8 protein-coding genes are annotated in these 13865 nt (G+C 48.2%); 6 read left to right on the top strand and 2 right to left on the bottom strand.

Translation table 11 applies throughout. The features are described from left to right. Positions 1-102 precede the first annotated feature (102 nt). Entirely contained in the window at positions 103-1455 is a 1353-nt protein-coding gene (gene gorA / locus J5067_RS19120; RefSeq protein WP_264645397.1) for a glutathione-disulfide reductase, read from the top strand. A 76-nt stretch (positions 1456-1531) separates the two neighbouring features. On the opposite strand, the gene J5067_RS19115 is transcribed toward gorA, so the two are convergent. Beyond that, positions 1532-2146, bottom strand: coding sequence for a TetR/AcrR family transcriptional regulator (locus J5067_RS19115; RefSeq protein ID WP_264628465.1), 615 nt, complete (start codon positions 2144-2146; stop codon positions 1532-1534). Between the two features lie 160 nt (positions 2147-2306). Here J5067_RS19115 and J5067_RS19110 point away from each other — a divergent pair, with 160 nt between their 5' ends. The 4 genes from J5067_RS19110 to J5067_RS19095 all read left to right on the top strand — a co-directional run bounded on the left by J5067_RS19110 (position 2307) and on the right by J5067_RS19095 (position 10753). Beyond that, positions 2307-3692, top strand: coding sequence for an efflux transporter outer membrane subunit (locus J5067_RS19110; RefSeq protein WP_264645401.1), 1386 nt, complete (start codon positions 2307-2309; stop codon positions 3690-3692). 29 nt (positions 3693-3721) lie between these two features. Continuing rightward, the gene (locus tag J5067_RS19105; RefSeq protein ID WP_319801688.1) at positions 3722-4927 is read left to right on the top strand and encodes an HlyD family efflux transporter periplasmic adaptor subunit; all 1206 of its coding nucleotides are present in this window, start codon (positions 3722-3724) and stop codon (positions 4925-4927) included. An 11-nt stretch (positions 4928-4938) separates the two neighbouring features. Continuing rightward, positions 4939-6477 (top strand): DHA2 family efflux MFS transporter permease subunit, encoded by a 1539-nt coding sequence (locus J5067_RS19100; protein WP_264627571.1) that lies wholly within the window; start codon positions 4939-4941, stop codon positions 6475-6477. A gap of 181 nt (positions 6478-6658) precedes the next feature. Next, positions 6659-10753: a hypothetical protein gene (locus tag J5067_RS19095; protein ID WP_264651780.1), complete on the top strand. Its 4095-nt coding sequence runs from the start codon at positions 6659-6661 to the stop codon at positions 10751-10753. A 79-nt stretch (positions 10754-10832) separates the two neighbouring features. Here the strand turns inward: J5067_RS19095 and J5067_RS19090 are convergent, their stop codons facing one another. After that, positions 10833-12092 carry a valine--pyruvate transaminase gene (locus tag J5067_RS19090; RefSeq protein WP_264645515.1) on the bottom strand — a complete coding sequence of 420 codons (1260 nt, stop codon included), beginning with the start codon at positions 12090-12092 and terminating at the stop codon, positions 10833-10835. 285 nt (positions 12093-12377) lie between these two features. Between J5067_RS19090 and J5067_RS19085 the strand changes: the two genes are divergently transcribed. After that, positions 12378-13862 (top strand): PhoPQ-activated pathogenicity-related family protein, encoded by a 1485-nt coding sequence (locus J5067_RS19085; RefSeq protein WP_264651779.1) that lies wholly within the window; start codon positions 12378-12380, stop codon positions 13860-13862. Positions 13863-13865: the final 3 nt, after the last annotated feature.

The raw sequence follows: 13865 nt of genomic DNA, 5'->3' as shown, positions 1-13865 counted from the left end.
CTGTTGCACCCATCGGCAAAACCGACGTTAACGGTTTTGCCGCAGACCGAGTTCAGGGGTTACACTGCGTTTTATTCTCTTCACTTAACCATGGATCTTCTCATGACAAAGCATTATGACTATCTCGCCATCGGTGGCGGCAGTGGCGGTATCGCGTCCATTAACCGTGCGGCAATGTATGGGCAAAAATGTGCGTTGATTGAAGCAAAGTACCTGGGCGGCACCTGCGTGAATGTCGGCTGCGTACCGAAAAAGGTCATGTGGCACGCGGCGCAGATTGCCGAAGCGATCCACCAGTATGGGCCGGACTATGGTTTTGATACCACGGTTAACGCTTTTAACTGGGATGTTCTGGTGAAGAACCGCAGTGCCTATATCGATCGCATTCATCAGTCCTACAACACTGTGCTGGGCAAAAACCAGGTGGACGTCATCCACGGCTTTGCGCGTTTTGTCGATGCGCACACCGTTGAAGTGAATGGCGAAACCATCACTGCCGACCATATCGTGATTGCAACGGGCGGGCGACCGACACGTCCTTCGATTCCCGGTGCAGAGTACGGCATCGATTCCGACGGTTTTTTTGCGCTTAACGGATTGCCAAAGCGCACGGCAATTGTCGGTGCAGGTTATATCGCGGTTGAGATCGCCGGCGTCGTGAACGCGCTCGGTTCCGAAACCCATCTGTTTGTGCGTAAGCACACGCCGTTGCGCAGCTTCGATCCGATGATCTTCAGTACGCTGGTGGAAGTGATGAAGGCAGAAGGTCCGTTGCTACATACCGAATCCACGCCACAGGCGGTGGAAAAGAACGCGGATGGCAGCCTGACCCTGCATCTGACCAACGGTGAATCCTATACCGTGGATTGCCTGATTTGGGCAATTGGTCGCGAACCGGCAACCGATAACCTGAATATTGAAGCGGCGGGCGTCATCAAAGATGAGCGCGGTTTTATCAAGGTGGATAAATACCAGAACACCAACGTGCCCGGTGTTTATGCGGTGGGCGACAACACGGGTGCCGTTGAACTGACGCCAGTGGCTGTTGCGGCGGGGCGTCGTCTCTCAGAACGGCTGTTTAACAACAAGCCGGAAGAGCATCTGGATTACACCAATATTCCCACCGTGGTGTTTAGCCATCCGCCGATTGGCACCGTCGGGCTGACCGAACCGCAAGCGCGGGAAAAATTCGGTGATGATCAGGTTAAAGTCTACACCTCTTCCTTCACCGCGATGTATACCGCGGTAACCCAGCATCGCCAGCCGTGCCGCATGAAGCTGGTGTGTGTCGGGCCGGAAGAGAAGATCGTTGGCATCCATGGCATCGGCTTTGGCATGGATGAAATGCTGCAAGGCTTTGCCGTAGCGGTGAAAATGGGCGCGACCAAACGCGACTTCGACAATACCGTGGCGATTCACCCAACTGCATCGGAAGAGTTTGTGACGATGCGCTAAGGGTGCTAACTACGATCTGTTCAGTGCCTCGAAAGAAGCTCAATCGCGAGCTTCTTTTTTTGTGGCACCTTACGCTTTACGGCCTCGACGCCTCAGCCCGATAAGCGAGCAGAAATACTGTGATGGCGCGCGAGACCGCTTCTTCGATGCGCTGCGCGTCTGGTGTGGTGTCGACGCCCAGTGCTGCGACAAGAAACAGCTCCGCTTCAATCAGCCCTTTCAAATGCATCGCGCATACCCAACTGTCTGCGTGGCGCAGAATGCCTTCGTCGCTTTTTTTACTGAGGTAATGGCTTAGCCTTTTCCAGCCTTTCTGTGGTCCTTCGGCATAAAACAAGCGGCCAATGTCACTACGTTCTGATTCACTGATCGCCATGCGCCAAATCGCCATCAGGCCGCTGCTCAGCACGGAGGAGAGGTAATTGCGGCCAAATTGGTTGAGCGTCGTTTCGATATCTTTCTTTGGGTCTACTGATTCGAACGCTTCCGCGATGTCTGTTTTGGCTGACGATGCCATGACGGCTGAGAAGATCTCTTCTTTAGAACTGAAATAGTTATAGAGCGTTGACTTGGAGCCCCCTACGCGGCTGGCGATCTCCGACATCGACGTGTTGTTGAATCCCTGCTCTATAAACGCGCGCGTCGCGATGTCCAGAATGGTTTGACGCTTGGTTTCACTTTTAACTCGCATACGCTTCTCTTCTCTTTCAGTCCAATGGGCAAGCTTCTCTTGACTATCGGTTTATGTCAAGTTATAACAAAACCGTACAGTACGGTATTAAAAAGGGTGTATCTTGAAAATCAATAAGTTAATAAATAGCAGCCTGTTACCTCCTGATTTGCGGTTTCCAATGCTTGCCGCAGTGCTCATTTTGGCAGGCTGTTCAACCGCGCCAGACAACACACTGAGCCAAATAAAACGCGCCGATGAGTTTGCCTCTTCACAGTCGCTGACCACGGAAAAAGAGGGCCGCTGGCCAGACTCGCAGTGGTGGCTGCGTTACCACGACAGGCAGTTGGATCGCCTGATGGAAACGGCGCTGGCTTCTGCGCCAACCTTGAAAATAGCCGAGTCTCGCTTAAAGAATGCGGCCGGGATTGCCGAACAGATTGGCTCGATTCGTTCTGTGCAAGTCGGTGCATCGGCATCGGCTTCCAAGAGCAAAGTGAGCTATGCCTATCAGGCCTATATGCCGCCACACGGCTGGAATGACTACGGTTCGGTGACCACCAATCTGAGTTTTAATCTGGATTTTTGGGGCAAAAATCGCGCTGAAGTCGCTGCCGCAACGTCAGATTATGCGGCGGCCGGTGCGGAAATGCAGTCGGCAAAATTACTGCTGCAAGCCTCTTTGGTTCAGGCCTATGCGGAACTGGCGCGTTTGTATCTCAACCATGATACGACGCAGAATGCGCTGGAAATCCGTGGCAAAACCGTTGAATTGATGACAGAGCGCAATCTCAACGGGCTAGAAACCGACGGCGTAGTCAAACAGGTGCAGGCGCTGAAAGCGAGCGCTGAGGCTGAATTGATTGCTTCCGATGAGGCCATCCAGCTACAGAAAAATGCCATTGCCGCCCTGTTGGGAGAAGGGCCAGACCGTGGGCTATCCCTTCAGCGCCCGGCGATTCATTTGGATGAGTCATTCAACTTGCCAGCTAAAACCGGCATCAACATTCTGGGCCATCGTCCAGACATTAGCGCCGCGCGTTGGCGGGTTGAAGCTGCGGCAAAACGCATTCATGTCGCCAAAACCGCGTACTACCCCGATGTCAGCATTACCGGCTTTATTGGCTATCAGTCGTTCGGCCTGAATAATCTGACGCGCTCGGGCAACGATGCCGGAAGCATTGGGCCTGCGCTGTATCTGCCTATTTTCACCGGTGGGCGCTTATCCGGGCAATTAACCTCTGCTGAGGCCAATTACCAAGAGTCCGTAGCGACCTACAACAACACGCTGACGCTGGCGTTGCACGATATCGCCAACGTGGTTACCCGCGCCAATGCCCTGAAAGCCCGCCTGTCGAAAAGCGAAAACGCCTTTGAAAACGCCAAAGCGGCGTATCTCATTGCGGATAAACGCTATCGCGGTGGGCTGGCAACCTATCTCGATGTCCTGACAACAGAGGACGCCATGCTGGATACCCAGCGTGCATTAGTGAATTTGCAATCACAGGCGTTCTCACTCGACGTTTCATTAATCCACGCGTTAGGCGGCGGATTTGATGCTTCTTAATCCTCTCTCGACTTGCAGGAAGTTTTTCTATGTCACAGCGAAATAATGACTCTGCCACGCCTGCGGCGGACACACATTTTCATGCATCGCGCGCGGCGTCATCGCGTAAAAAAGGGTTTATAGGATTGGCTGCCGCGGTGGTTATCGCCGCGGGCGGTTACGGCGTGTGGTATGCGGTGGTGGGCTCGCGCTATGTCACCACTGATAATGCCTACAGTGCGGCGGAAGTGGCGGAAGTGACGCCTTCGGTAACCGGCATTGTGCAGGCGGTGAATGTGGTGGATACGCAGTGGGTGAAGCAGGGGGAGGTGCTGGTACAGCTGGATGACACCGATGCCCGCCTGGCATTGGCGCAAGCCGAGGCGATGCTGGGGCAGTCGCGACGGCGCGTGAGCAGCTATATGGCAACCGATGAGGGATTAGCGGCGCAAGTCAAGGCGCGGGAAGCGGATGAAACGCAGGCGCAAGCGCGGCTGGTCGCGTCACAGGCTGACTTCACTAAAGCGCAGGTGGATTTAACGCGCCGCGAGGCGCTGGCAAAGTCCGGCGCGGTATCCGGTGAGGAATTGACTAACGCGCGTAATGCGATGGCGCAGGCTGAATCTAACCTCAATGTCGCCAAAGCGGCGGCGGTGCAGTCGGTGGCTAATCGTTTATCGACCATCGGTGCGAAAAAAGCCAATGCGGCGTTGACCATTGATGCCACGGTGGAAACCAACCCAGAGGTGATGCTGGCGAAAGCCAAGGTGGAACAGGCGCAAGTGGATTTGGCCCGTACCATTATCAAAGCGCCGGTCGATGGCGTCATCGCCAGACGACAGGTGCAGATTGGTAAACGGGTACAGAACGGCGAGCGTTTGATGACGGTGGTGCCGCTGCACGACGTGCATATCGACGCCAACTTCAAAGAGGTTGAACTGCGCCACGTGAAAATCGGCCAACCGGTTGAAGTTACGGCTGATATCTATGGCGACAAGGTGGTGTATCACGGTGTGGTGAGCGGTGTCTCTGGCGGCACGGGCTCGGCGTTCTCCATGATCCCCGCGCAAAATGCAACGGGCAACTGGATTAAGGTGGTTCAACGTCTGCCGCTGCGTATTACGCTGGACAAGCAGGAACTGGCGAAACATCCGCTTCAGGTTGGCTTGTCGATGATTGCTACCATCGATACCCATAAAACCTTGGATCTGGCGGCATCGGGTCATGAAGGTCTGACAACGGCTCGTCAGGATTAAGGCGCAAAAGCATGAGCCACAACACTACGCAGAATACCTTTCCGCAGCCGTTGACCGGCGCGGCGCTTGTCATCGGAACCCTGTGTCTGGCGATGGCCAATTTTTTGGCCATTCTTGATACCACCATCGCCAACGTCTCTGTGTCGAATATTGCCGGGAGTCTGGGGACGTCAACCAGCCAGGGCACCTACGTCATCACATCCTACGCGGTAGCGGAGGCTATTTCGGTTCCCCTGACCGGTTGGCTGGCTTCACGTTTTGGTGCCCTGCGGGTTTTCGTGATTTGTCTGCTGATGTTCGGCGTCTTTTCAACGCTGTGCGGGATGGCGACCAGCATGAACATGTTGGTGCTGTTTCGCGTCTTTCTGGGGTTTTCTGGTGGGCCGCTGATGCCGCTGTCTCAGACGTTGATGATGCGTATTTTCCCGAAAGACAAGGGCCACGTTGCCATCGGCATCTGGAGTATGACCACCCTGGTTGCCCCGATTATGGGGCCGATTCTCGGTGGCGTTATCTGCGATCAGTTTAGCTGGCACTACATCTTTATCTGTAAGACTCCCTTCGCCATTGCGGCGGGTTTCATGTGCTGGAAGATGCTGCAACGTTATGAAACGCAGACGGCAAAATCGCGCATTGACATCGTGGGACTGGTGTTGCTGGTGGTCTGGGTGTCTGCCTTGCAGATTATGCTCGATGAAGGCAAGGATCATGACTGGTTTGCTTCAACGCGCATTGTCATTCTGGCGATTATTGCACTGATTGGCTTTATCTCCTTCCTGATTTGGGAACTGACCGAGCGCAATCCCGTGGTGGACCTTAAAGTCTTCCGCCATCGCGGTTTTACCACCAGCATGGTGACGCTTTCCCTGGCGTTTGGCGCATTCTTTGGCATTACGGTGCTGACGCCCTTGTGGCTGCAAATCTACATGGGCTATACCGCGACGATTGCCGGTTACTCAACGGCAACGATGGGCGTATTGGCGGTATTTCTGGCTCCGGTGATTGCTACGCTGGCGACGAAAATCGATCCGCGTCCGCTGGTGTTCACGGGGGTGCTGTGGCTCGGCCTGTGGACGCTGTTTCGCAGCCAGGCGGACATGAGCATGACATTTTCCCAGATAAGTCTGCCCATGTTATTCCAAGGCATTGGTATGCCGCTGTTTTTTGTTCCACTGACTGGCATTGCGCTCGGGTGCGTGCTTGAGCGAGAGATGGATTCTGCCGCAGGGTTGATGAACTTTATTCGTACCTTGTCAGGAGCGTTCGCTACCTCCATGGTTAACACGTCATGGGAGAACCAAACCCGCTATGTGCATGCGGAGCTGGCCGGTTTGACGGACAGGGAAGCGGTAGCCACCCATAACATGCTGAATGATGGCATGAATATGGACGCCGTTCGCGGCTCGATAGAGTGGATGTTACAAGGGCAGAGCGTGATGGTTGCCACTAACCATATCTTTATGGTGATTGCCGCTATTTTTGCTGTTGCTGCACTGGTGATTTGGTTTGCGCCGAAACCGAAGAGAGTGAGTATCTCGTCCGTACATTAATAATAATGTTGATGTCTTACCCGTTGCGCTGACAATTCCCTTCCCAGGTTGTCAGCGCTTTTTTATGAATAGATGTATAAAACAATATTTGTCGATAATACGCGCGTTTTCCTGAAAGCACCGCCCTCTCTTCTTGTTCACCATATCGACTTGCCTGATTCTTTAATAAAGGGAAGTTGCCTTGCTGATGAAATGCCAGAATTCCACGCCGAAGATATATCAACCTGTATTCACCGATGAGACGCCGCTAACGGATCGTCTCGGCGATGATACTTTCCCACGGCGTATCAAAGTCATTTCTTGTACGCAAGAAAGTACCCCCGACGGTGTGGTAAACAACCAAGAAATACAGCGTGAAAGCGGTGTGTTAGCCTATATCAAGCAGGTTTTTTTCGCGCGTTTGGTGGAGCCCAAAGAGAGTCATCCCCGAATGCTCCGCCAACTGGAAAAGGGGAGAATGCTGAATGACAAGAGCCAATGCTTGCAACAGGTTCGGTCCGGAAAAGGAAAAAGTTCGATACCTTTGACGCCAAAACAAGCCGCTTGGCTCGGGGGAGTATTACTCGCGGGGGCAGCCGGTGGGGCGTTTTACCGACTGTGGGCAGCCGAAAGATTTAATGCTTCAGAAAACGTGGGAATGCAGCAATCAGAAGCACGCATTATTGCGAATGAAAGCGATATTTCTTTGGATGAATATAATCACGAGCGGGATATTATTAATCAACTCGTGGTTCCAGATATTGAGGGTTCTTATTTCAGTAATAAAAATACAAGGCCCTTGAGTTATCGGGCCGTCACCATTAAGAACAGACAGATCCCTAATGAGATATTAAGGATATTGCAGGATAGATCAATAAATTGGCGCGTAAGAAATGAGTTTGATCTGATCTTTAGGCGGGCTGAAAATTCGCCTGATGTAAAAAACACGCCAAAAAAACGAGAAAGAAATGTCAAACTGCTTATCAAATGTCTTCAATTGACTGCCGCCTTTGTTAAAGAGAATGAGAGACAAGCTATTGATAATAAATCGTATCATTTTGGAAAGATATACCTGGAAAATCTGTTTAAGATAGTCGACCGTCTCTCTCGTAATGACAAACGTACGGTTAATCTTTTTTATCATCAACGAAATGATTTAGCGGAACAAAATGATACCTTTCAGATCCCGACTTTGCTCAATGTCAGAAAAAGGGTCTTTTTACCTAAGCGTAACGATACAGAGCTTTCAAATATTGAGGATGTAAAAGTAACAAGCCTTGTAGACTGTCGTGATGAACGGGACGTTCTTACACCTGCTAAGATAATGAGAGTGATAAGCCGTACATTGAGAAGCCCAGTCTCTACCTTGATTGATGAAGGAAAGATCGTGCTTGATTATAATGTTTACGGCATAGGCTGCGTGGGTAATCATCAATTTGACGATCTTGCCAAAAAAATCGAATCGGTAATAGACAGTATACTTTCATGGATTCCGGTGTATGGCCGGGGGCGTCTTGTTTCTTTGATTCTGTCATCGTTTCTGGACATGATCTCTGATGCTATGGAGAAGAAAGATCTTTCATTAGACAATGCTGGAGAGTTGGAGTCATACATCAGAAATTTGGCCAAAGACCTCATCTCCTCGGTGTTAACCAGGCAATTAGCTGATAACACTAGCAATGGCGCTATTAGCACTATGATGAATGATATAGAGATTAAAAAAAACAAACTTTATATCAATATAAAAGATCAAGATAAGAAAGTTGAAGTTATAGAATCGTTTAATCATTTCTCTGATGTAGAAACTAAAGGTTATATTTTTTATAATGCTAAAAAACAATGGGTTTTGAAAGGTGATATAAATCTTAATCATGTGATTAAATCAACCATGAAAAAATCGACTAAAATTTTAAATGATAAAGAGAACACCTATTTCTTACAAAATAATTCTCCAGAAATATATGGTGATAGTGTTTTTATAAAAAATAAATCAAATATCTATGCGATGATTGGAAATGAAATATTTCCTGTACTCGAATCTGAGGTGACCAAAAAAGTGTATAGGTATGTGGTACAACATGATAACCATCTCACCCCTATCGTCACTCGAGGAGGTGAGTGGGTATTTGAAAATGAAAACTCGCCGGGTATCAGTAAAAATATTCTCACTTTGTTGACGGGTCGACCTTTCTTAACAGAAAAACTTGTCAGTGATGACATCAATCATCAGGATGTGGGACCCATGACGTTGTCTAGAGGAACACAATATGATAAGCATCTTAATCAATATATAAAGATTAATAATAAATATTATCTATTGAAATCAGATTTAAGTAACTATCAATACCTATCAGGGGAATATGATGTTCTCCCCGTGAAACAATCTGGTGATGAATACGATCTGCAATCTCAGTATGCTGACGGTATTTATACGAATTACAAAGAACAATTAGATGAATTGCCCACCAGAGAAACGGAACCTGCTTACTATCTTGATAAAACCATCGTTGATGTTATTAAAAATAACCCGCAGTGGTATAAAAATTCGATTTCTCTAAGTGATGCTGATTTTCTTTATGAACATCTTGGTGTGAGAGATGTTGATGGTGCATTACATATTAATAATGAAAATTTTTTACCCTACAAAAATCGCCTGCTTAAAATCACGTCTCGTGGAGATGATACCTACATATTAGGTGAGACGAACAGTAACGCTGGTAATGTGATTATTTATAAAAACGAAAAAAGCAATACGTATTTTTTATTCCCTGAACGGAGGGGGAATAGCGGGAACAATAAAAATTACAGGCTGCGTGCATATCATTGTATTGCTAAAAGACAAATTCTTTCTTTATGCAATATGGATTTCTATGAAACGAAGGATATCAGTACCCTACTAAGAAGAAACCAAGATCATGGCATAATCATTGACCATCCCGATAAATCAATGACGCCTTATGTCGGTGTCAATGGTTTTTATAAAAACAGTGGGGGTGAAATTTTTTATCGCTCTAAAGAGGGCCTTTTTTTTCATGCGAAGGAAAAGAAGAACAATAACAGAGCTATCGTTCCAGAGTATTTTACTCTGCATGGGAAAAATATGGATGGTAGCATAGATGATAAAATGAAAATAACCGCAGTAAGTATTATCAAGGACTTTGATACTAAGAAAATTATTGTTAGTACTCCCGTTGAAGCGCAGGAAACCATCCTGGGAATTGATAAAAAATCATCGATAAAACTGTTGGAATGGCTGGAAATAGGCGGGGAGAAGTATGATGTCGATGTTGACAAACTGGCGGAGATTCCGAAGCGTCTCAGCCAGGATAATAATATGGATGATGTCTATGAAATTTTTGCACGCAGTAGTAAGAAAATCTTGACGTCAATAAAAGAAATGGATGCTGTATTGCCAAAAATGAAAGATCGCTATTTTGGTGAGGAGGGTGAATTCGATTTTAAAAGCTTACCTCAGCTTGCAGCGGAAAGGTCATCTTCGATAATTTATGATATATACAGTGAATCGTTCAATAATGCGGTAAAACACCTCAATGAAGCTGTTTTCGTGATAAAAAACGAACGACATTTTTTTGAGTCTTATGTTTATGATAGAATACAGATAAAAGATAAAAAAGCCTCAAAATTCTTTATTGATTCCCTGCTGAAAAAACTAAAACGAATGACATTTATATTGGATGAAAAAAATAATGAAAATATTATTCTTTTAATAAAAAACAAATCAAAGGAAGCGAGTGTTATACAGCCTGAAACCATAAAAAAGGGTACCGTTCTCGGCCTGTCAGACACCGGCGACCCATTAGACAGGATATTTATCAATACCGCCATATTGCCGGAGGGGTTTAACCCATCGGTGAATGAATTTCAGGGGTTTCAGGAGAAAGAAAAATATATCAATCTGGCGACAAGTACGATGTTACATGAGGCTGTGCATGCTATCGGTCTTCCAGAAGACTATATCTATCTTAGTGTTAAAGAAACGGGAGAGTTTGTTAGTATTGAACGATCTCTTGCTCAAATAAAATATGCCATTGCGAATGATATCATGGACAATGAAAAATTTAGTTATCTTTGTAATCTATATTTTATGAGCAACCCGGTTTATAAGGATTTCTCACTGGAAAGCTTAATGAAGCCAGGCAATCTGCAACGTCTATTTCAGATTGATGATTACTTTAAAGGCATCTTGTTGATCAATAACCCCGATACCGTGAGTCAGATAATCAGCGATGTTGCTAAAAAAAATAACGTACTGCTTCGCAGAGTTAGCGCGCCTTAACAGGGGCGCTAACCAAAACAGAAGATTGGATTACGTTAAGCACAATAGCCAGAGGGGTTGTTGGCTATTGTGTCTTTCTTTAACCTGCGTGGCTTTCGCTCAACGCCAGTTCCACTTCCTGAGCCAGAATCGCAATACCCTGTTCGATTTTTTCGGGTTCAGGCACGTAGTTCATGCGCAAACACTGGTGGGCATGGGGCCAGTCTTCTGCCAATCCGGGGAAGAAATAGTGGCCGGGCACCATCAATACGCCGCGTTTTTTCAGCCGTTGATAGAGCGTTTCCGTTGAGATGGGCAGATCCTTGAACCACAGCCACAGGAAAATTGCCCCTTCAGGCTTATGAATCAGGCAACGCTCTGGTGACAGGTAACGGCGGATCGTGGCGATGGTTTCCGTAACGCGCTGTTGATAAAACGGACGCACAACGTCGTTGGATAATCGTAGCAAATCGCCGCGCACAATCATTTCGTTCGCCATTGCGGGGCCGATGGAGCCGGGTGACAGGCTGACAATGCCGTTCATATTGCTGATGGCGGAGATCACCTGTTCATTGCCAACGATGATGCCGCAGCGCGATCCCGGCAGGCCGAGTTTGGACAGGCTCATGCAGAGAATGGTGTTGGCGTTCCACAGCGGCGTGGCGTCGCTGAAGATGATACCGGGGAAAGGTACGCCGTAGGCGTTATCGATCACCAATGGAATGCCGTGCTGTTGAGCCAGCTTGTCGAGACGTACCAGCTCTTCGTCGGTTAACACATTGCCAGTAGGGTTGGTCGGGCGCGATACACAAATCATCCCGATGTCGTCACCGAGGGTTAAATTATCGAAATCGACATGGTATTTGAATTGGCCTTCGGGCAGTAATTCTATCTGTGGGCGCACGGAGACAAACATGTCCTCATCCAACCCGGAATCGGCATAACCGATATATTCTGGCGCGAGAGGAAACAGCACTTTGCGCGATGATCCCCCCTCATAACGGCCTGCAAACAGGTTAAACAAGTAAAAGAAGGCGCTTTGGCTGCCGTTGGTCAGGGCAATGTTTTGCGGCCCAATATCCCAACCAAACGTCTGCTTGAGTAAGGCAGACAGGTTGGTGAGAAGCGTGTCTTTTCCTTGCGGGCCATCGTAATTGCACAGAGCTTCGGTCAATGTACCGGCACTCAACATCTCCTGACAAAGTTGCTGAAAGTAGGCATCCATTGCCGGGATATGTGCGGGGTTACCGCCGCCCAGCATGATGGCACCTGGCGTGCGTAGCCCATCGTTCAGGTCATCCATCAATTGGGTGATGCCAGCGTGGCGGGTGAATTTGTTGCCGAAAAGAGAAAAGTTCATCATGTATCGCTTAAAAGTAATGCCAACGTTAACAAAGAACATAGCGCTTGCCGCCGGTGGCTGCAATGGTAACCCGTTTTCTGGCGGCTAACGGGAAAAGATAACGGGTGATGCTACCGCGTTGCCGAAAAGTTTCAAATAGCGAGACAAAAAATAACAGGTGTTAGATCTATATACAAAGGTGAAGTAGACTGCTGGAAATTGAAAATACGCATTCTACTTACACGTTCATTTAATTTCGTACGGATACACTATCAAGCCTCAGTTCATTAATCAGGACAATAAATGAAGATTGATAACCTCACTTTTATTTTTTTCTTATTATTTATGGGTTTTTTATCTCAAGCCAATGCATTGGAAATGGGATGCCATGATGATAAGGACACTGATTTAACGCAGGTAATATCGTGTTATCGTGAAGATTTGGCGGCTATGCCGATGAATTATCACTACGATGGCGATGACATTCAGTCTGGTGTCAGCGTGAAGAAATACCGCATGATCTCCCAATCCTGGTCACCCGGCGGATTGGTGCAACCCGCGCAGTGGCAACACAATGTTGATATCTATCTCCCTGCCCACCCTGTTAAATCACAGCATGCGCTGATGGTTGTCAACAACGGCACCAACTACCCTAATGGTATTATCAAAACCAACGTGCAAAACGAATTCAGCTCGGACATGTTGGCTTCCATTGCGCGTGCGACTAAAACGGTTGTTATCTCGGTAAGCAATATACCGAACCAATATCTTACTTACGATGCGGATAATAAACCGTTGAAAGAGGATGACAATGTCGCACGCAGTTGGTCATTATTCATGGATAATCCGTTGCTAAGAACGCGAGCTTCCGTACATATTCCTATGGCGACAGCCGTATCTCAGGCGATCCGGGTGGCAAAGCAGGAATTAAAAGCACAGGGCATCACTCGGTTTATTGTGACGGGGGCATCCAAACGTGGCTGGACGTCCTGGCTGACCTTTATTTCTGATCCCGATGTCGATGCTGTAGTGCCCTTTGTTATCGATTTGCTGGATACACGCGTTGCGCTGACGCATATGTATCGCTCTTATGGTGGAAACTGGCCCATCGCCTTTTACCCTTACTATCAACAGGGTGTAGACAAAACCATCAATACCCCGGAATTCCAGGCGTTGATGAAAATCGAAGACCCCATGCAATATTTAGCCGCGGGCCAGTCTGCACAGCTCAATAAAGCAAAATACATCGTCAATGCCAGCGGTGATGATTTCTATGCACCCGATAACGCACGTTTTTATTATGACGCGCTGCCGGGAGCGAAATCTCTGCGCGTGGTCCCCAACACCAGCCATAACGGTATTTTAAAACACGTTGAACGCACGTTGATTACTTTTGTAAATCGTTTTCTGAAAAATAAGCCACTGCCGCAACTCAGTGTCACACTCAAGGACGATGCGCTTAGTGTCACATTCTCTGAAAAACCCGTTACGGTAAAACGCTGGACGGCAAACAACCCTGAAGCACGCGATTTCCGCTATGCCTGTGATATTCACTATCAGGGAACCAAGGTGGCACTTCCCAACCATGGGCCGGTAAACCTTGCGCTGAATTCACAGCACGCAGGCTGGCAAGCGACATTCGTGGAAGCCACGTTCAAGGACGGGTTTGTTGCGACCAGTCGGGTTTACGTGACCCCAGATGATGTTTTCCCGACGGCAGCGCCGCCGGTCAACGGTAAATTTTGCCAGACATTGCCGGGTCGCGGACTAGGGGGAACAGCACCTTAACGC

The sequence above is a fragment of the Candidatus Symbiopectobacterium sp. NZEC151 genome (genome assembly GCF_025962655.1).
GTDB lineage: Bacteria > Pseudomonadota > Gammaproteobacteria > Enterobacterales > Enterobacteriaceae > Symbiopectobacterium.
The sequence above is the reverse complement of the archived record's forward strand: the minus strand, read 5'-3'. Positions and strand labels throughout refer to the sequence as shown.

Coding starts and splice junctions, on each gene's coding strand:
- gorA (WP_264645397.1), top strand. CDS start 103: ATGACAAAGCATTATGACTATCTCGCCATCGGTGGCGGCAGTGGCGGT.
- J5067_RS19115 (WP_264628465.1), bottom strand. CDS start 2,146: ATGCGAGTTAAAAGTGAAACCAAGCGTCAAACCATTCTGGACATCGCG.
- J5067_RS19110 (WP_264645401.1), top strand. CDS start 2,307: ATGCTTGCCGCAGTGCTCATTTTGGCAGGCTGTTCAACCGCGCCAGAC.
- J5067_RS19105 (WP_319801688.1), top strand. CDS start 3,722: ATGTCACAGCGAAATAATGACTCTGCCACGCCTGCGGCGGACACACAT.
- J5067_RS19100 (WP_264627571.1), top strand. CDS start 4,939: ATGAGCCACAACACTACGCAGAATACCTTTCCGCAGCCGTTGACCGGC.
- J5067_RS19090 (WP_264645515.1), bottom strand. CDS start 12,092: ATGAACTTTTCTCTTTTCGGCAACAAATTCACCCGCCACGCTGGCATC.
- J5067_RS19085 (WP_264651779.1), top strand. CDS start 12,378: ATGAAGATTGATAACCTCACTTTTATTTTTTTCTTATTATTTATGGGT.